Source organism: Bradyrhizobium sp. IC3123, from assembly GCF_020193625.1.
Taxonomy (GTDB): domain Bacteria; phylum Pseudomonadota; class Alphaproteobacteria; order Rhizobiales; family Xanthobacteraceae; genus Bradyrhizobium; species Bradyrhizobium yuanmingense.
Genome location: NZ_JADYVF010000003.1, coordinates 298,880 through 316,330, shown reverse-complemented (window position 1 = coordinate 316,330; position 17,451 = coordinate 298,880). Strand labels below are relative to the sequence as shown.

Genomic DNA, 17,451 nt, shown 5'->3' with positions numbered 1-17,451 from the left:
GCCACGTAACGATTTCTCACAGCGGGGAACTCGCCCGCCTCTTGAGACAATCAGCCAGCCAGTCGCTCAGTTTGCGAGCGCGCGCCAGCCAGACGACATCAAAAGCTAAAGTGAAGTGCAGGCTGGGGCTGATATGGCTGACGGGGCTAGGTATTCGCGCGCCCTGATTTTGGGCGCGTCGGTGATTTCAATTGCGGCAATGACGGCGGAGGGCAGTCTCGCGCAGACCGCATCGCCGCAGGGTGAAAGCGCGTCGTCGGAAAGGCCGAAGCAGGCCAAGCGCAAGCAAGCGCCGCCGCAAGTTGCGCAGCAGACCACGCCGGAGGTGATGAACGCCCGCGCTCAGGCCGGCGGCGCAGCACCGGTGCAAACGCTCGATGCGATTACAGTCGCGGCAACGAAGACGGAGGAGCGTGCCGTGGATTCGCTGGCGCCGGTCAGCGTCGTGACCTCGGCGCAGATCGAGGGGCGTCAGGCCAGCACGGTTGGTGACCTCATCTATAATGTGCCGGGCGTATGGGTCCAGAATCGCGGCGACGAGCCGTCGACCTCGATCAACATTCGCGGCCTGCAGGATTTCGGCCGCGTCGCCGTCGTCGTCGATGGTGCGCGGCAGAACTATCAGCGCACGGGCCACTTCGCCAACGGCTCCTTCTTCCTCAACCCCGAGCTGATCAGCGGCATCGACATCGTGCGCGGCCCGACCGCGAACATCTACGGCTCCGGTGCGATCGGTGGCGTGGCCTCGTTCCGCACCAAGGACATCGAGGACGTTGTCCGCGTGGGAGAGCGCTGGGGCGTCGACGTGAAAACCATCCTCGGCAGCAACTACGGACGTGCACTCGGATCCGCCTTTGGCGGTGTTCACGTCAACCCCAATGTCGACGTATTCGCAGGCGGCACCTATTCGACGCAGGAGAGCTACAAGGACGGCACCGGCTTCGAGGTCGCAAACACCGGCAACCGTCTGAGCAGCGGCATCGCCAAGCTGACGGTTCGTCCGGCCGACGGTCACGAGGTCAAGCTCGGCGCCATCTTCCAGGAGGACATCTACAGCCTGGGCCAGCCGCCGCGGCGCGCGGGCGATCCCAACTCGACCAATGCGAACGGCACCAACAACCTCAACGGCACGTCGATCTACGCCTCCAACGTCAAGAACTACACCACGACGCTCGGCTGGAAATACGCGCAGCCGGACGATCAGTGGTTCGACTGGGACGCGAAGATCTACTGGAATCGCACCGAGAACGACCAGATCAAGACGAGGCACACCCTCACGACGCCATCCGTTTATTGCGGCGGTGTGCCGGGCAATGCCATTTCGGGGTGCATCGGGAGCAACCGCGGATATCTGCTCGATACGATCGGTATCGACGTGCACAACACGACCCGGTTCGACACTGGTAACTGGCGTCACGCGGTGACATACGGGCTGGACGCCTTCCAGGACAAAGTATCTACGCAGGATAGGACAGGTACCGCCGAAGTGACGACGCCCGGCGGACAGCGCACGGTGTCTGGCGGCTTCGTGCAGTGGAGGGCCAACTACACCTCGATGCTCGAGGTGATCGGCGCACTCCGTTACGACAATTATCAGCTTTCCTCGGCGTCCTCGTCGTCGGGCGGCGATCGCCTCTCGCCGAAGATCACCGTGGCTCTCGTTCCGACCGCGGTCGTGACACCCTATGCCAGCTACGCGGAAGGCTATCGGGCGCCCTCGATCACGGAGACGCTGGTGAGCGGGCCACATGCCGGCGCGACGGTCAGCGACTCGTTCTTCCGCTGTCCGTCGGGAACGCCGGGACCGGGCGCGGATTCGACCTTCTGCTTCGTGCCCAATCCAAACCTGCGCCCGGAGGTCGGCAAGAACAAGGAGATCGGCTTCAACATCAAGAAGAACGATCTGTTCACGGCGGGCGACACGCTGCGCGGCAAGATCAACGTGTTCCGCAACGACATCAGCGACTTCATCGACCAGGTCGCTTACGGAAACCCGCTCGTGGTCCCGACCGGGCCGCCACCGGCACCGTCGATCACGGTGCTCCCGTTCCTGCAGTATCAGAACGTGGCGTCCGCGCTCATTCAAGGCGTCGAGGCCGAGGCGATGTATGACGCGAACTTGTGGTTCTTCGGCCTCTCCGGGACCTATCAGAGCGGAAAGAATCTCCAGACCGGCTTCGGCCTCTACAGCATTCCGCCGCAGAAGATCACGACGACGGCCGGCGTGCGTCTGCTCGACCGCACCCTCATCCTTTCGATGATGTGGACGTCGGCAATCGCCAACTACGACATCCCCAGGACCTACACGCCCGCGACGTCGTACGATCTCGTCAATCTTTACGCGCAGTATCACCCGACGCCCGATCTCACGCTCAACTTCTCCGTCGAGAACCTCTTCAATCGCTACTATCGTCCGTACGCCATTCCGGTCGGTAGCACGGGCGACACGCAAAACGACGTGAAGTGGGCGAGCGCCGGTGCTGGGCTCGTGATCAAGGGAGGTCTCAAATACCACTTTGGCGGCACCTGAGGGAGACACCGCAGGTTATGCCTTGCCGATCTCGAAAGCCACGCTGATGCGTCAGCGTGGCTTTCGACCCGTTCTGAAATATCCGGTCGGCAATTGCCGATCTACAAGTCACAGGAGAAAAGTCGAATGTTCATCGCCATGAATCGCTTCCAGGTGAAGCCCGGCTCGGAAGCCGCGTTCGAAACCGTCTGGCGGACCCGTGAGTCCTATCTCGGCAGCATGGCGGGGTTCGTCGAATTCCATCTGCTCAAGGGGCCGGTCGCCGAGGACCACACGCTGTATTCCTCGCATACCGTGTGGGTCGACAAGGCGGCTTTCGAGGCCTGGACGCGCTCGGAGGAATTCCGCCGCGCTCATGCGCGCGCCGACAACAAGACCGGCGAGAGCCTCTATCTCGGTCACCCCAAGTTCGAAGGTTTCGAGGTCATCATGACCGAGCGCAAGGCGAGCGCGGCCGCTTGAGGCGCCGGGGTTGAGGAGCCAGATATGCTGAGCACCGATCTCGCCGACCTCAAGGCGCATATGGCGGACAATCCGGGTGCCGTGATCGAGGACGTCGCGCGCGAGCGCAGCGCCACGCCGCGCGCGGTGATCGAGGCGTTGCCGCCGTCAATGGTGCGCATCGGGAGCGGCGAACATTTTGTCGCCGCCATGCAGGACATCGCGGAATGGGGCGAGGTCACGCTGATCGTCCACACCGATGATGCGATCTTCGAGTTCACCGGGACCATTCCCGCGGGCGAGATCGGCCGCGGCTATTTCAACCTGATGCAGCCAAAGGGCCTGCACGGCCATCTCCGCCACGAGCGCTGCGCGGGAATTGCCTTCGTCGAGCGGCCCTTCATGGGCAAGTCCTCGGCCTTCGTCGCCTTCGTGAACGCCGACGGCGGCATCATGTTCAAGGTCTTCGTCGGCCGCGACGAGACGAGGGCGCTGCGGGCGGATCAGCTGGCGCGGTTCCGGCGGCTCGCGGACCGGATCGCGGCGAAGCTTTCGGCGTGACTTCCATTTGTCGGGAGATCAGGATGCAGAGCAATTCCACGCTAGGGCACGTGATCCTCACAATCGCACTGGCGCTCGTGCCGGCGCCGGCCTTTGCGATCGACGCGGCGCTGTTGCCGCGCAATCTGTCGCCCTGGGGCATGTTCCTCGGTGCCGACATCGTCGTGAAGGTCGTGATGGTCGGGCTTGCCGTTGCCTCGCTGGCGACATGGACGGTCTGGCTCGCCAAGACCATCGAGCTGCGTCGCAAGGGCTCGCTCGCCTTGCAGCGGACGCGCACCCTCGAAGGCAACATGACGCTGGCCGAGGCATCCGCGCGGACCGGCGACGCCCGCGACGCAGTCGCGCAGCTGATTCAGTCCTGCGCCAGGGAGGCCGAGCTCTCCGGCGGCATTCTCGACGACGGCCTGCAGGAGCGCGTCGCGTTGCGGCTGGAGCGGGTCGAGGCGGCGATGTCCAGGCAGATCGCGCGCGGCACCGGCGTGCTCGCGACCATCGGCGCCATCGCGCCGTTCGTCGGTCTGTTAGGCACCGTCTGGGGCATCATGAATTCCTTCATCGGCATCTCCGAGAGCCACACCACCAGTCTGGCGGTGGTCGCGCCCGGCATTGCCGAAGCGTTGCTCGCGACCGCGCTCGGTCTCGTCGCCGCGATTCCGGCGGTGGTGATCTACAATCACCTCGTCCGCGGCATTGCCAATTACCGCGCTTTGCTCGGCGACGCCTCGGCGCAGCTCATGCTGCTGGTGAGCCGCCAGCGCGACCACGGCCATTTCCGTCTGGCGCGGGCAGCGGAGTAGCCATGGCCGTCAAGCTCGGAACATCGAAGCTCGGCTCGCGCGGCGAGACGAGCGATTTCGACGTCACCCACGAGATCAACGTCACGCCGTTCATCGACGTGATGCTGGTGCTCCTGATCATCTTCATGGTGGCCGCACCGCTCGCCACCGTCGACATCGGCGTCGATCTCCCGGCGACCGCCGCCGAGCCGGCACCGCGGCCCGACAAGCCGGTCTTCGTCACCGTCAAGCCGGACCTTTCGATCGCCGTGGGTGAGGATATCGTCGCTCGCGACGGGCTCAGCACCTCGCTCGATGCGGCCACCAGGGGCCGCAAGGACGAGCGCATCTATCTGCGCGCCGACAAGGCCGTCTCCTATGGCGACCTGATGGAGGTGATGAACACCCTGCGCAACGCCGGCTATCTCAAGGTCGCCCTCGTCGGGCTCGACGGACGCAGCTGATGGCAGCGAACGCCTTTGCCTTGCATCAGCCGCTTGACGAGCGGGAGGGCGCGCGCTGGGGCGCCTCGGCGGCGATGATCGTGGCGCTGCATCTCGGCGCCGCGCTGCTTGCGATGAACTGGCTGAAGCAGGTGCCGGACGAGGGCGTCAACATGCCGGCCATCCTGATCGACATGAAGCCGGAGACGTCGGCACCGCAGTCAACGCCGCTGGACATCGCGCCGGGACCGATGATGCAGCAGGCGGATGCGTCACCGCCCGAGCCGGTGCAGCAGCAGGCTGTCGAGGAAATGATCCCGCCGACACCGCCGCAGGAGCGGCCGGAGGTGTTGGCTCCACCGGAACAGAAGCTCGAGCCGAGCCCGCCGCAGCCCGAGCCCGCGAAAGTTGTGCCCGTGGAGAAGCCCGCCCCGGCGAAGCCCAAGGCGGTCCGCCTCGACGCCCGGAAGCCGTCGGATGCCCTTCCGGCGCCGCGCACCAGCGCACCGCCGCGCACGGAGCGGCAGGCTCCGCTGGCCTCTGCCGTCAATGCCGGCTCGCTCGCGTCTGCGATGGCGACCTATTATCAGCGCGTCCGCGCGCATCTCATGCGCTTCCACCAGTATCCGACGAGCGCGAATGGCCAGAGGGGCGTGGTCAAGGTGAGCTTCACGCTCGGCCGTAACGGTCAGGTATTGTCCAGCCGCCTCGGCGGCTCCTCGGGCGTCGCAGCGCTCGATGCCCAGGCGATGGCCATGGTGCGCCAGGCCCAACCATTCCCGCCGGTGCCGGCCGAGACCAGTTATGCAACCATACCCATCAACGTCCCGGTGATTTTCGGGAAGTAGCCATGGGCAATGACTCTCCCTCCCGCGGAAAAGCGGGAGGGAGAGAGAGCGAGCCTCGCCTCACTTCGCCTTCAGGAAATCCGCGACCTCGAGCAGCACGAACTCGTTGTCGTCGGCCTTGTTGGGATCGCGACTGGAGGAGAACGGCAGGTTGTTGTCGTTGCCGACGATGATGTGGGTGTCGTCGACGCGATCGACGTTCTCGATGGTGAAGAACGGGAAGGTGTAGACGCCGTCGTTGAGCGGCTTCCGCGCCTTCTTGTCGGGATCCCTGATCTTCATCAGGTCGATATAGCCGATCTTGCGCACGGGCTTGCCGACATTGGCATCGGTCAGCTCGATCTTGTAGACGCGCTTGAACTTGGCGAGGTCGGGGAAGCAGTTCTCGCCGCGCTGGCCTTGCGGGCAGGCCTTGTCGGCGGTGCCCTCGCCATTGTCGCGCTCGATGACGAGGCCGGAGGCCTGGTCGATCATGTTGAAGTCGCCGATGGCGTTGCCGTTCTGCTCGAACACATAGTGCCAGTAGCGGCCGGTGAATTTCTCAGCAGTGACGTCGAATTCGAGGATGCGCGAGGCTTCCTTGCCGTCGACCTTCTCCCAGTCCTTTTTGTCGGCATCCCACAGCGGTCCCTCGAGCAGGCCGTAGAGGAACTTGCCGTCCTTCGACGCGGCGAAGCCCTCATAGCCCCGGGAGCGGCGGAGATTGACATTGGTGTAGGTCGCGCCCGGCGCGGCCGGCGTCCCCACCGCCCAATTGTCGGGCGAGCGCACCGGCTTGCCGTCGGCGACCGTATCGAACACGCCGAGGATTTTGCCTGACTTGTCCGCCTTCAGGACATAGGGGCCGAACTCGTCGCCGATCCAGAAGGTGTCGCCGACGATCTGGAAACCTTCGGTGTCGAAATCGGAGCCGGTGAGATAGCGCTTCTGGGTGTCCTCATGCACGATGCGGAAGGGGACGCGTTTGTCGGGGTCGTGCAGGAAGATGGTCTCCAGCCGCTCCATCTTGCCGCTGGCCCAGTCCATCTTGTAGCGGTTGAGGTACAGCATCGAATCCGGCGAGTTGGCGCGCGCGCCCATGCCGTTGTCGGTGAGGACCCAGAACGTGCCGTCGGGCATGGTCTTGATGCCGGAATGGCCTTGCAGCGGCTGGCCCTTGAACGGCAGCGACACGCCGGTCGGACGCTCGAAGGACTTGCCCATCACGGTGCCGAGCGCGTCGACCCGCTTGCCGGTGGTATATTTGCCCGCCGCCTTGAGATCGGCGGGGACATCAGCCGGCGCCTGGATGAAGGTTTCGGCCGGCATCACCGCGTGGCCGGCGAGCTTGGCGGGGAATTCGCCCTCGCTCTGCGCGAGCGCTGTGCTCGCGGTGAGGATGATCGTGGCGACGGTGCAAAGAAAAGTCGCGCGCATGTGCGTCTCCTGTTGGCGGACGCAACGCTTATGCGGATCGCATGTTGCAGTATTGTGAAGCCGGGCCAAAGGCCGCAGCGCTCTTCGCCTCTCCCCGCCTGCAGACCGTGAGAACGGGGAGAGGGGGACGAGAGAGCGGGGCTACTCCTTCACCGCACCCGTCAGCGAAGAGACGTAGTAATCCACGAACAGCGAGTAGAAGATCGCGACCGGGAGCGAGCCGAGCAGCGATCCCGCCATCAGCGCACCCCATTGATAGACGTCGCCGGTGACGAGCTCGGTCAGGATCGCGACCGGCACCGTCTTGTTGGCGCCGCTCTGGATGAAGGCGAGCGCGTAGATGAACTCGTTCCAGGACAGCGTGAAGGAGAAGATGCCGGCCGAGATCAGCCCGGGCACCGCGAGCGGCAGCGTGATCCGGCGCAGGATCTGCAGCCGCGTGGCGCCATCGACCAGCGCGCATTCCTCGAGCTCGTAAGGAATTGACTTGAAATAGCCGATCAGGAGCCAGGTGCAGAACGGCACCAGGAAGGTCGGATAGACCAGGATCAGGGCCAGCGGCGAGTCGAACAGGCCGAACTGCACGACGACTGTCGCGAGCGGAATGAACAGGATCGACGGCGGCACCAGATAGGCGAGATAGATGCCGAGGCCGACATAGGGGCTGCCGCGGAAGCGCAGGCGCTCGATCGCGTAGGCCGCCAGCGTCGACGCGATCAGCGACAGCGTGGTCGAGCCGATCGCGACCAGCATCGTCGTCTTCAGCCATTGCGGATAGGCGGTGTTGAACAACAGATGCTTGATGTGCGCCAGGGTCGGCGAGGAGATCCAGAACGGGTTGTTGTCCCGGTAGTTCATCAGCTCCGCGTTCGGCTTGAACGAGGTGATCGCCATCCAATAGAACGGAAACAGCAGGATCAGAACGAAGCAGCCGAGCGGCAGGTAGATCATCATCAGCCGCCGCAGCCCGGAATCCCAGGCCATGGTGTCGGGCGGCGCTTTTGCGTCCGCGACGGTCGATTGCGCGACGGTTTCAGTCATTGGCCTCTCCCTGCTGCCATTTGCGGCGTGCTAGGCCGAAATAGGAGAACAGCGTCGCGAACACCAGGAACGGGATCATCGACACCGCGATCGCCGCGCCTTCGCCGAGCTCGCCGCCGGCGATGCCGCGCTGGAACGCCAGCGTCGCCAGCAAATGCGTCGAGTTCACCGGACCGCCGCGGGTGATGGCGTAGACCAGCTGGAAGTCGGTGAAGGTGAAGATGATCGAGAACGTCATGACGATGGCGAGGATCGGCAGCATCATCGGGAAAGTGATGTAGCGGAAGCGCTGCCAGGCGCTGGCGCCGTCCAGCATCGCGGCCTCGTAGAGCGAGGGCGAGATGGTCTGCAAGCCCGCCAGCAGCGAGATCGCGACAAAGGGAATGCCGCGCCAGATGTTGGCGGCGATCAGCGAGAAGCGCGCCGGCCAGGGCGAGCCGAGGAAGTCGATATTGCTGTCGCGCCAATGCAGAACGTCGACCAGGAGGTACGAGATGATCGAGAACTGCGGATCGTAGATCCACCAGAACGCCAGCGCCGACAGCACCGTCGGGACGATCCAGGGCAGCAGCACGATGGCGCGCAGCAGGCTCTTGAACGGGAAATGGTTGTTGAGCAGCAGCGCGAGCCAGAAGCCGAGCGCGAATTTTCCGAAGGTCGCCACGGCCGTGTAGAACACGCTGTAGAATACCGCGTTCCACCACAAGGGGTCCGTGAGCAGGTACTGGAAATTCTCGATCCCGACATAGATGCCGCGCCGGCCGATCGTGGTGTCGGTGAAGGCGAGCCAGACGCCGAGGCCGAGCGGGTAGGTCAGGAATACCGTGAGCAGCCCGAGCGCGGGCGCGAGGCACATCACGATCAGGAACGGTTTGTAGTCGAACAGGCGCACGATCCAGTTCGGCTGCCGTTGCGCCAGTGCGTGGGAGGAAAGGGTGGTCACGGACATAGATTGGTTCGTCCCGTCTGAAGTGTCACGACACCGTCATTGCGAGCGAAGCGAAGCAATCCAGTCTGTCTCCGCAGTGATCGTCTGGATTGCGTCGTCGCAAGTGCTCCTCGCAATGACGGCGGCTCTGTCGTCGTCGCTCTACCGCTGTCGCCGGAAGTAGCGCTTGCAGCGCTGCTCGGCTTCGGCGGCCGCGGCCTCCGGCGTGGCGGCGCCTGTGGCGACGGAGGCGCACATCTGAATCAGCACGTAATCGGCGCTGACTGCGCCGGTGGCCGTCGAGATCGGCCCCTTGTAGCCGTCATAGTAAGTGCTGTTCATCGTGTTCTTGAACAAGCTCACCTTCGGGTCCTGCGACCACACGGCAGCCTCGGCATAGGCGGCCAGCGGCTGGGACCAGTAGCCGGAATTGGCATTGAGCCACGGCTCGTATTGGTCCTTCTCCAGCATGTATTGCAGGAAGGCCTTGGCGGCATTGGGGTACGGGCTGTGCTTGAACACCATAGCGTTCAATGTCAGGCCCGCCATCGGCGAGACCTTGGCGAGGCCCTTGGGCAGCAGCTGATGCTCGCTGTCCTCGGCGATGGCCTTGGTGGCCGGATCGTTCTTCAGCGAGAAGTACAGTGAGACGCCGTTGGCCGTCAGCGCGATCTCCTGAGAGGAATAGGCCCGGTTGTTGCTGACGTCGTTCCAGGACGGCGTGCCGGCGATGAAGGTCGGATACAGCTCCTTGACCCAGTTCAGTGCGGCGATCGTCTCCTTGCTGTTGATGGTGACGTTGCCTTCCTCGTCGAGCAGCGAGGCGTTGTGCGACCACAGCGCCCAGTTGGCGAAGCCGTTGCCGTCGCCCTTGGCGTTGCCGAGTGCGAAGCCGGCCGGCTTGCCGGCCTTTTGCAGTTTGCGGCAGAGGTCGAGCACGCCGGCATGATCTTCCGGAACCTTGTCGAAGCCGACCGATTGCAGGACCGACTTGCGGTAGATCAGGGGACCTGCGGTGGCGCCGAACGGCAGTCCGATCCAGGACTCGCTCTTGTTCTTCTTGCCATAGCGTTGCGCCAGCGGCAGCCAGCCGCCGTACTTCTTGCCGAGATAGTCGGCGACGTCGGTGAGCTCGATCAGCTTGTCGATGTAGATGTGAGGCGCGTCGGAGAAGCCGATGATGATGTCAGGGCCGGCGCCGGAATTCGAGGTCACCGCGGTCTGCTGGTTGATGTCCTCCCAGCCGACGAAGTCGACCTTGACCTCGACCCCGGTGTCCTTGGTGAACTTTGCCGCATTGGCGCGGAACACGTCCTCGTCCGCCTGGACGAAGCGCACCGGGCGCAGCATGCGCAAGGACGCGCCCTTTTCGATCTCGCGCTTGGGTGCCGGGACGTCGGCAGCCTTGATAGCGGACGTTTGCGCTGCAGCACCGGTGGCCGCGAGCGTTGCAGCGGACAGGCCCAGCGCCAAGGCATCACGACGTGTGATGTCGTTCCTCATCAGTACCTCCCTATGATGTCTCCCTTCCCGGCGTTGATCGCCGGTGAAGGGGCCGTTTGGTCCTTGGCGCCTTCGCGCCGCCCGCCTAGCTGTTCGGCCCGCGGTCCATGCTGACGGGCTGCCAGCGGCGGAGCGCGGTGTTCTGCAGCACCGACGGATTGACGCAGCTTACCGGCCACATGCCCTGGAGCACCAGTGACAATTCGTAGCCCACCCGGCGCTTGCGCGCTTCGTCGAACCGTGCCGAGGCCGAGGCGACATGGGCGGTCAGGGTCACGTTCTCCATGCCGAGCAGGGGATTGTTGTGCGAGGGCGGCTCCTTTTCCAGCACGTCGAGAGCGGCGTGCGCGATCCAGCCCTCCTGCAGCGCCTTGATCAGGCTCTCCTCGTCCACGGTGGCACCGCGGCCGGTGTTGATGAAGATCGAGCCTTTCTTCATCTGTCGGAAGTGCTTCTCGGTCAGCATGTGATGCACCTCGGGCCGCGCCGGGGCATGCATCGAGACGAAGTCGGATTGCGACAGCACCTCGTTCAGCGTCGCCGGGATCACGCCGTGTTCGTACATCAGCGTTTCCTGGATGAAGGGATCGTAGGCCATCATGCGCAGGCCGAAAGGCGCGGCGCGTTTCGCGACCGCACGCGCAACCCGGCCGAACGAGATGAAGCCAAGCGTCTGGCCCATCAGCCTCGGGATTTTCAGCAGCGCCGGCCGGCCCTCGGCCCAGCGGCCGTCGCGCACCATGCGGTCCTGCTCGACCAGGCGGCGGAAGCCGGCGAGCAGCAGCATCATGGCGTGGTCGGCGACCTCCTCGATGAAGGTGTCGGGAATGTTGGTGACCGGAATGCCGCGGGCCGTGGCGGCCTTGACGTCGACACTGTCGACGCCGACCGAGCCGAGCGTGATCACCTTGCAGCTCTCGAGCGCGTCGATGATCGACTTGGTGATCGGGATGCCCTTGGCGTAGATCGCGTCGGCGTTCTTCGCGGCGGCGATGAACCCGACCTCGTCGGCGGGCGCCTCGACGATCTCGGCATCGATCGGATCGAGCGCCTCGCGCTCATAGGAATAATCGCTGCCGGCGACCGTGAAGCTCGCACCCTTCGGCGTCACCACCCTGTATTTCGGCATTCTCTGCTCCCGATTTGGTTTCTTGTCGTGGTCCGCCTCGACGAGCGGGCCTTTGCGTCTTTTACGCGAAATTCGGGCAAGTGCGTACAATTCACGGTTGTTGCGGGCGAGGTATATTTCCGTTTTTCCGTGCAAGCCCCGGGCTTCTACGGAGGTGCGTAAGTAACTTGCTAAGGGCTCCGCCACTAAGACTTGATTCGAATTTGATCGATCTCGTCATGCGCCTGTACCCCCATCATTGCCGGAGCTAACCTGTGAAGTTGAGCAATCTGAAGATCGCCCCGAAGCTTGGCATTCTCGTTGGAGTCACGCTGTTCGGCCTCTGCATCTCCGGAGTTCTCGCCGGCTATCTGATGAAGCGCGAGATGGTGAATGCGCGCATCGACCAGGCCAAGGCGATCGTCGAGCTGGCGCGCAACTATGCCGCCGCGTTGAAGAAGCGCGTCGATGCCGGCGAAATGACGAAGGACGCCGCTATGGCCGAGCTTCGCCGCTACGGCAACGCGATGACCTATGACAAGGGTGCCGGCTACCTGTTCGGCACGTCCTATGACGGTCTCACCCAGCTTGCGCCCGATCCGAAGGTGATCGGCACCAACCGAATGGACGTCGTGACCAACGGCCGCAAGCTGTCGCTGGAATTGATGAACGGCGTCAAGGCCAACGGCGAGATCCTGCTTCACTATGAATATATGAAGCCCGGCCAGGAAACGCCGATCCGCAAGATCGGTTACGCCGTCGCGGTCCCCGGCTTCGATATGTATCTCGGCACCGGCGCCTATCTGGATGACATCGACGCCAAGATGGGTCCGATCTACTGGCTGCTCGGCCTGGCTGTGCTAGGCATCGTCATCGTTGCCGGCAGCGTCGCCTGGATGATCGGCCGCAGCATCAGTGTTCCGCTCGGGCTGCTCGGCACCCGGATGCGGGAGCTGGCCGACGGCAAGCTCGAAGGCGACATCCCCGGCGTCGGTCGCGGTGACGAGGTCGGCGCGATGGCATCGACCGTGCAGATCTTCAAGGACAACGCGGTCCGCATCCGCGACCTCGAGAAGACCGACGCGGACGCCAAGGAACGCGCCGCGGCGGATCGCCGCAGCGCCATGCAGGAGATCGCCAACGATTTCGAGCGCAGCGTCAACGGCATCGTCCGCTCGGTCTCCTCGGCCGCAGCCGGCATGCAGACCACGGCGCAATCGATGACCGCGGCCGCCAGCGATGCCTCCTCGCGCGCGGCGACCGTCGGTGCCGCCTCGCAGAAGGCGTCCGGCAATGTTGGCACCGTTGCGGCCGCCGCCGAAGAGCTGTCGAGCTCGGTTGCGGAAATCTCCCGCCAGGTGACGCGCTCGACTGAAGTTGCGAGCCGTGCCGTCAGCGATGCCGAGCGCACCAACGCCACGGTGCAGGAACTCTCCACCGGTGCCGAGAAGATCGGCGAGGTGGTCAAGCTCATTCACTCGATCGCGGCGCAGACCAACCTGCTCGCGCTCAACGCCACCATCGAGGCGGCGCGTGCCGGCGAGTCCGGCCGCGGCTTCGCCGTCGTCGCCTCCGAGGTCAAGGCGCTCGCCAACCAGACCGCGAAGGCGACCGAGGAGATCTCCGCCCAGGTCGCGGCGATGCAGACCTCGACCAGCGACGCGGTGTCGGCCATCTCCGGCATCACCCAGACGATCGCCGAGATGAGCGAGATCACCGCCGGCATTTCCGCATCGATCGAGCAGCAGGGCGAGGCGACGCGGGAGATCGCCCGCAACATCCAGTCGGTCGCGGCCGGCTCGAGTGAAATCAACGCCCATATCGGCAGCGTCACCTCGGCCGCCGAAGCGACCGGCAGCGCGGCCAGCGATGTGCTCACCAACGCCCGCGAGCTGGACACCCAGTCCGGCGCGCTGCGCGATGCCGTCGATGGCTTCCTCGCCAAGGTCCGCGCGGCGTAAATTCTTGCGCTGAATTCGTAGGGTGGGCAAAGACGCGAAGCGTCGTGCCCACCTTTTCTTTTTGAGTACGGTGCGACTCTTCGTGGGCACGCTGCGCTTTGCCCACCCTACGAGACCGTACTACTGCTTCTCGATCTTCGCGTTGGCGATCAGCTTCTCCCACAGCACCAGCTGCTCGTTCACGAAGGTGCCGAGCTGCTCCGGCGTGCCGGAAAAAGCGTCCATGCCGAGCGTGGCGAGCTTGGCCTTGATCTCCGGGTTCTCGATGATCTTGCGGATCTCGGTGTTGAGCCGGGTCACGATCTCCTTCGGCATGCCGGCCGGGCCGAAATAGCCCTGCCAGGACGTGATGTCGAAGTCCGGCACGCCGGCCTCCTGCATCGAGGGCAGGTGTGGCACCAGCGGCGTGCGGTTCTTGGTGGTGACGGCGAGCGCGCGCAGCGCGTTGCCGTTGACATGGGGCAGGCCGGTCAGGATGTCGACGAACATCATCGACACGCGGCCGCCCATGACGTCGTTGAGCGCCGGCGGCGAGCTCTTGTAGGGCACGTGCAGCAGGTCGAGCCCGGCATTGTGCGCGAAGGTCGCGCCCGACACGATCGCCGCCGACGAGCCCGAGGCGTAGCTCAGCTTGCCCGGATTGGCCTTGCCATAGGCCACCAGCTCTCCGACCGTCTTGGCCGGCACCTCGGGATTGATGACCAGCATGAAGGGCAGATCGCCGGTGCGGGCAATCGGGGTGAAATCCTTGACCGGATCGTAAGTGAGGCTCTTGAGCAGATAGGGATTGGCCGAATGCGTAGTGTTGGTCGTCACCAGCAGCGTGTAGCCGTCGGGAGCAGCCTTCGCGACATAGGTCGCGGCAAGCATACCGTTGGCCCCTGCCTTGTTCTCGATCACGATGGGAACGCCGAGCGCCTGCGACAGATGCTGCGAAATCAGTCGCGTCGTGGTGTCGGTGCCGCTGCCGGCCGCGAAGGGCAGCACCAGCGTGATGTTGCGGCTGGGATAGGTGTCGGCGTGAGCGGTGGATGCTGCCGTGAGGCATAGCGCGGCCGCGGCGACGGTCCGCAGGTTTCGAATCAGCCCTGAAATCATGTCGGTCGTTCCCTCTTTTTGATTGGCGGGGAACCTAGCTTGTCCAAAGGGGAATCGGAAGATGGCTATAGGTCGTGACCGCGTCCGTCGCGCGGAATTATGTCATCGCCGAGCCCCGGCGCGATGCAAGCACGACCCCGGCGAGCACCAGGGCGTAACCGATCAGGTGGAACGGCTGGAGCTTCTCGCCCAGCAGCACGATCGCCAGCGCCGAGCCGAACACCGGCACCAAATGGAAGAACGGCGCCGCCCGGTTCGGCCCGATCAGCGCCACGCCGCGGTTGAAGAAGAGATAGGCGAGTGTGGAGGGGAAGATCAGGATGTAGCCCAGTGTCGCCAGCGTGGTCGCGTCGAATTGCAGCACGCGGCCGCTCGCCGCCTCCCAGATCGCCGTCGGCAGCAGCATCGTCGCGCCGCAGCAGGTGGTGAAGGACAGGAAGGAGAGCTGGTGGATCTTCGGCCGGCGCGGGATGAAGGCCGAGTAGAGCCCGAACGCCACCAGCGAGGAGGCGAACATGATGTCGCCCCTGTTGAAGCTGATGCTTGCCAGCGCCGCGAGGTCGCCGCGCAGGATGATGATCAGCACGCCGAGCAGCGAGATCGCGATGCCGCCGAGCTGCGCGCCGGTCAGCCGCACGCCGAACAGCACCAGCGACCACAGCGCCACGAACAGCGGACCCGCCGACTGGATCAGCAGCGCATTCAGCGCCTCGGTGTATTGCAGCGCCCAGTACGAGATCGCGTTGTTGAAGGCAAAGCCGACCAGCGACAGGAACAGCATCAGGGGCATGCTCTTGCGCAACGCAGGCCAGTCGCGCTTCAGATGCGGCCAGGCGAACGGCAACAGGATCAGGAACACGCCGAACCAGCGGATCGTGGTGATCGTCAGCGGCGGCACATGCGCCCCGACATGGCGCGCGAGCACGATGTTGCCAGCCCAGAACAGCGAGCTAAGGCTGAGCAGCAGATAAGGCTGGTTGTTGAGCCAGCTGGCCGGATTGGCGGCCGGTGGCGCGGGCGAAGCGGTCGTCATGGGCGTTGGATACAACTTGCGCCCGATTGCCGCGATGGCACAAGTCACAGCGCCGCAATGCTACAATGCAGCCGAGCCCTAAGGAGGTGCCATTGGCGGTCAATATGTTGAACATCGAGGGCCTGGAGCGGCTCGATCCGAATGCGCCGGTGGTGATGCTGAACCTGATGCGCTTCCACGCGCGCTCGCTCGATGGCGACGGGTCGGGCTGGGACGCATACTTGCGCTACAGCGCGATCACGGTGCCGATGATCAAGGCGCGCGGCGGCACACTGCTCTGGACCGGTGAAGGCAAGGCGGTCGCACTCGGTCCGCACGCGGGCAACGATTGGGACTTCGTCGCGCTGGTCCATTACCCGTCCGTCTCGGCCTTTCTCGACATGATGACCTCGCAAGCCTACGAGCGCGAAGCCGATCCGCATCGCGTCAACGGCTGCGCCGAGCACGTGATCATTGCGACGAGCGAGGCGTACAGCAAGTTCAAGACGAAGTAGCAGCGCGTGCACTTTTCCCCTCTCCCCTTGTGGGAGAGGGTGGCTCGCCGCGTAGCGGCGAGACGGGTGAGGGGTCTCTCTCCGCGAGTCCACTCCCAATTGAATGCGCGGAGACAACCCCTCATCCGGCGCTTCGCGCCACCTTCTCCCACAAGGGGAGAAGGGAAGTGCAGCGAGCGCTTCGATGAAGCCGCCTAACTTGCCTGCTTTCGCGACGCCGCGAACACGCCCGCCAGCACCAATGCGAAACCGATGAAGTGGAACGCCTGCGGGTGCTCGCCCAGAAACGCCATCGCCATGATCGAGCCGAACACCGGCACGACGTGGAAGAACGGTGCGGCGCGGTTGGCGCCGATCAGGCGCACGCCGCGATTGAAGCAGAGATAGGCGAGCGTCGAGGGAAAGACGGCGACGTAGAACAGCGTCAGGAGGTTCGGCCCGTCGAGCTTCATCACCGGGCGAGCGGACAGTTCCCAGATCTCCAGCGGAATGAGACAGGCGGCGCCGCAGCCGAAGGTGAAGGCGAGGAACGAGAGGCCGTGCATCGGCGGCCGCCTCAGTGACAGCACCGAATAGAGCGCGAAGATCAGGAGCGCGAGCAGGAAGATCAGGTCGCCCTTGTTGAAGTCGATGCTCGACAGCGTGGTGAAATCGCCGTGCAGCAGGATGGTCAGCACGCCGCACATCGACAGCAGCACGCCGAAGGCCTGCGCGGCGGTGAGACGAATGCCGAGGATGACCAGCGACCACAACGCCACCAGCAGCGGCGCGGCCGACTGCAGCAGCAGCGTGTTGAGCGCCTGGGTGTGCTCCAGCGCCCAATATTGCAGCGTGTTGAAGGCGCCGATGCCGGTGACCGAGAGCGTGACCATCAGGCCGAGCTTGCCGCGGATCGCCGGCCAGTCCTGCACGAGGTGCTTGAAGGCGAACGGCAGCACCAGCAGGAAGGCAAAGAACCAGCGCAGGAACGACAGCGTCACCGGCGGAATGTGGCCGGCCGCGAGCCTACCGACGATGGCGTTGCCGGCCCAGCACAGCGCGGTGATGCTGAGCAGCAGGTAAGGCTGGTTGGCGATCCAGCTGTGGCCGGATGTTTCCGCGGGCGTGGTCTGGCCGGTGGCGGACATTGTGATGGTTGAGCCCCGCGTCGAGTACGCCGAGCCCTCCGGCCCGGCGAGGTCCGGGCCGGCTAATCACCCGGCAGGTCCAAAGACACGGAAATCGAGGTTGCATCAACGGGGACGGGCGCATCGCGACCATGCTGGCG

The 17,451-nt window shown here is 64.5% G+C and carries 16 protein-coding genes; 8 read left to right on the top strand and 8 right to left on the bottom strand.

Features of this window, described 5'->3' with window-relative positions:
* Positions 1 to 133 precede the first annotated feature (133 nt).
* From I6F20_RS11570 to I6F20_RS11545, 6 genes are all read left to right on the top strand, one after another.
* Positions 134 to 2,530 (top strand): TonB-dependent hemoglobin/transferrin/lactoferrin family receptor, encoded by a 2,397-nt coding sequence (locus I6F20_RS11570; RefSeq protein WP_225126261.1) that lies wholly within the window; start codon positions 134 to 136, stop codon positions 2,528 to 2,530.
* Positions 2,531 to 2,656: 126 nt separating this feature from the next.
* Positions 2,657 to 2,992, top strand: coding sequence for a heme-degrading protein HmuQ (gene hmuQ / locus I6F20_RS11565; RefSeq protein ID WP_035998838.1), 336 nt, complete (start codon positions 2,657 to 2,659; stop codon positions 2,990 to 2,992).
* A gap of 24 nt (positions 2,993 to 3,016) precedes the next feature.
* Complete coding sequence (gene hutX / locus I6F20_RS11560; protein ID WP_225126259.1) at positions 3,017 to 3,532, top strand: heme utilization cystosolic carrier protein HutX; 516 nt, start codon at positions 3,017 to 3,019, stop codon at positions 3,530 to 3,532.
* A 23-nt stretch (positions 3,533 to 3,555) separates the two neighbouring features.
* The gene (exbB, locus tag I6F20_RS11555; protein ID WP_225126258.1) at positions 3,556 to 4,332 is read left to right on the top strand and encodes a tonB-system energizer ExbB; all 777 of its coding nucleotides are present in this window, start codon (positions 3,556 to 3,558) and stop codon (positions 4,330 to 4,332) included.
* Positions 4,333 to 4,334: 2 nt separating this feature from the next.
* A complete protein-coding gene (gene exbD, locus I6F20_RS11550; RefSeq protein ID WP_128264128.1) occupies positions 4,335 to 4,775 on the top strand; it encodes a TonB system transport protein ExbD in 441 nt (146 codons plus the stop codon).
* On the top strand, positions 4,775 to 5,602 hold the full coding sequence (locus tag I6F20_RS11545; RefSeq protein WP_225126257.1) for an energy transducer TonB family protein: 828 nt from the start codon (positions 4,775 to 4,777) through the stop codon (positions 5,600 to 5,602). The genes exbD and I6F20_RS11545 overlap by 1 nt, the downstream gene beginning before the upstream one ends.
* Positions 5,603 to 5,662: 60 nt before the next feature.
* On the opposite strand, the gene I6F20_RS11540 is transcribed toward I6F20_RS11545, so the two are convergent.
* The 5 genes from I6F20_RS11540 to I6F20_RS11520 form a co-directional block, all read right to left on the bottom strand.
* A complete protein-coding gene (locus I6F20_RS11540; protein ID WP_225126256.1) occupies positions 5,663 to 7,018 on the bottom strand; it encodes an esterase-like activity of phytase family protein in 1,356 nt (451 codons plus the stop codon).
* 141 nt (positions 7,019 to 7,159) lie between these two features.
* Positions 7,160 to 8,059, bottom strand: a complete 900-nt coding sequence (locus tag I6F20_RS11535) for a carbohydrate ABC transporter permease (RefSeq protein WP_035998862.1) — start codon at positions 8,057 to 8,059, stop codon at positions 7,160 to 7,162.
* Positions 8,052 to 9,008: a carbohydrate ABC transporter permease gene (locus I6F20_RS11530; protein ID WP_035998865.1), complete on the bottom strand. Its 957-nt coding sequence runs from the start codon at positions 9,006 to 9,008 to the stop codon at positions 8,052 to 8,054. Before I6F20_RS11530 ends, I6F20_RS11535 begins: the two co-directional genes overlap by 8 nt.
* Positions 9,009 to 9,149: 141 nt before the next feature.
* The gene (locus tag I6F20_RS11525; protein ID WP_057028022.1) at positions 9,150 to 10,490 is read right to left on the bottom strand and encodes an ABC transporter substrate-binding protein; all 1,341 of its coding nucleotides are present in this window, start codon (positions 10,488 to 10,490) and stop codon (positions 9,150 to 9,152) included.
* A gap of 85 nt (positions 10,491 to 10,575) precedes the next feature.
* Positions 10,576 to 11,619: a C-terminal binding protein gene (locus I6F20_RS11520; protein WP_225126255.1), complete on the bottom strand. Its 1,044-nt coding sequence runs from the start codon at positions 11,617 to 11,619 to the stop codon at positions 10,576 to 10,578.
* 254 nt (positions 11,620 to 11,873) lie between these two features.
* Between I6F20_RS11520 and I6F20_RS11515 the strand changes: the two genes are divergently transcribed.
* Entirely contained in the window at positions 11,874 to 13,559 is a 1,686-nt protein-coding gene (locus I6F20_RS11515; RefSeq protein WP_225126254.1) for a methyl-accepting chemotaxis protein, read from the top strand.
* A gap of 120 nt (positions 13,560 to 13,679) precedes the next feature.
* Here the strand turns inward: I6F20_RS11515 and I6F20_RS11510 are convergent, their stop codons facing one another.
* Entirely contained in the window at positions 13,680 to 14,657 is a 978-nt protein-coding gene (locus I6F20_RS11510) for a Bug family tripartite tricarboxylate transporter substrate binding protein (protein ID WP_035998887.1), read from the bottom strand.
* A 97-nt stretch (positions 14,658 to 14,754) separates the two neighbouring features.
* The gene (locus tag I6F20_RS11505; RefSeq protein WP_036022066.1) at positions 14,755 to 15,690 is read right to left on the bottom strand and encodes a DMT family transporter; all 936 of its coding nucleotides are present in this window, start codon (positions 15,688 to 15,690) and stop codon (positions 14,755 to 14,757) included.
* Positions 15,691 to 15,794: 104 nt separating this feature from the next.
* Between I6F20_RS11505 and I6F20_RS11500 the strand changes: the two genes are divergently transcribed.
* Positions 15,795 to 16,184 (top strand): DUF1330 domain-containing protein, encoded by a 390-nt coding sequence (locus I6F20_RS11500; RefSeq protein ID WP_192893391.1) that lies wholly within the window; start codon positions 15,795 to 15,797, stop codon positions 16,182 to 16,184.
* A 194-nt stretch (positions 16,185 to 16,378) separates the two neighbouring features.
* Here I6F20_RS11500 and I6F20_RS11495 read toward each other — a convergent pair whose 3' ends face one another.
* A complete protein-coding gene (locus I6F20_RS11495) occupies positions 16,379 to 17,311 on the bottom strand; it encodes a DMT family transporter (RefSeq protein ID WP_035998893.1) in 933 nt (310 codons plus the stop codon).
* Positions 17,312 to 17,451 lie beyond the last annotated feature (140 nt).

Coding starts and splice junctions, on each gene's coding strand:
- I6F20_RS11525 (WP_057028022.1), bottom strand. CDS start 10,490: ATGAGGAACGACATCACACGTCGTGATGCCTTGGCGCTGGGCCTGTCC.
- I6F20_RS11530 (WP_035998865.1), bottom strand. CDS start 9,008: ATGTCCGTGACCACCCTTTCCTCCCACGCACTGGCGCAACGGCAGCCG.
- I6F20_RS11520 (WP_225126255.1), bottom strand. CDS start 11,619: ATGCCGAAATACAGGGTGGTGACGCCGAAGGGTGCGAGCTTCACGGTC.
- I6F20_RS11495 (WP_035998893.1), bottom strand. CDS start 17,311: ATGTCCGCCACCGGCCAGACCACGCCCGCGGAAACATCCGGCCACAGC.
- I6F20_RS11535 (WP_035998862.1), bottom strand. CDS start 8,059: ATGACTGAAACCGTCGCGCAATCGACCGTCGCGGACGCAAAAGCGCCG.
- hmuQ (WP_035998838.1), top strand. CDS start 2,657: ATGTTCATCGCCATGAATCGCTTCCAGGTGAAGCCCGGCTCGGAAGCC.
- I6F20_RS11510 (WP_035998887.1), bottom strand. CDS start 14,657: ATGATTTCAGGGCTGATTCGAAACCTGCGGACCGTCGCCGCGGCCGCG.
- exbB (WP_225126258.1), top strand. CDS start 3,556: ATGCAGAGCAATTCCACGCTAGGGCACGTGATCCTCACAATCGCACTG.
- exbD (WP_128264128.1), top strand. CDS start 4,335: ATGGCCGTCAAGCTCGGAACATCGAAGCTCGGCTCGCGCGGCGAGACG.
- I6F20_RS11570 (WP_225126261.1), top strand. CDS start 134: ATGGCTGACGGGGCTAGGTATTCGCGCGCCCTGATTTTGGGCGCGTCG.
- I6F20_RS11540 (WP_225126256.1), bottom strand. CDS start 7,018: ATGCGCGCGACTTTTCTTTGCACCGTCGCCACGATCATCCTCACCGCG.
- I6F20_RS11505 (WP_036022066.1), bottom strand. CDS start 15,690: ATGACGACCGCTTCGCCCGCGCCACCGGCCGCCAATCCGGCCAGCTGG.
- I6F20_RS11500 (WP_192893391.1), top strand. CDS start 15,795: ATGTTGAACATCGAGGGCCTGGAGCGGCTCGATCCGAATGCGCCGGTG.
- hutX (WP_225126259.1), top strand. CDS start 3,017: ATGCTGAGCACCGATCTCGCCGACCTCAAGGCGCATATGGCGGACAAT.
- I6F20_RS11545 (WP_225126257.1), top strand. CDS start 4,775: ATGGCAGCGAACGCCTTTGCCTTGCATCAGCCGCTTGACGAGCGGGAG.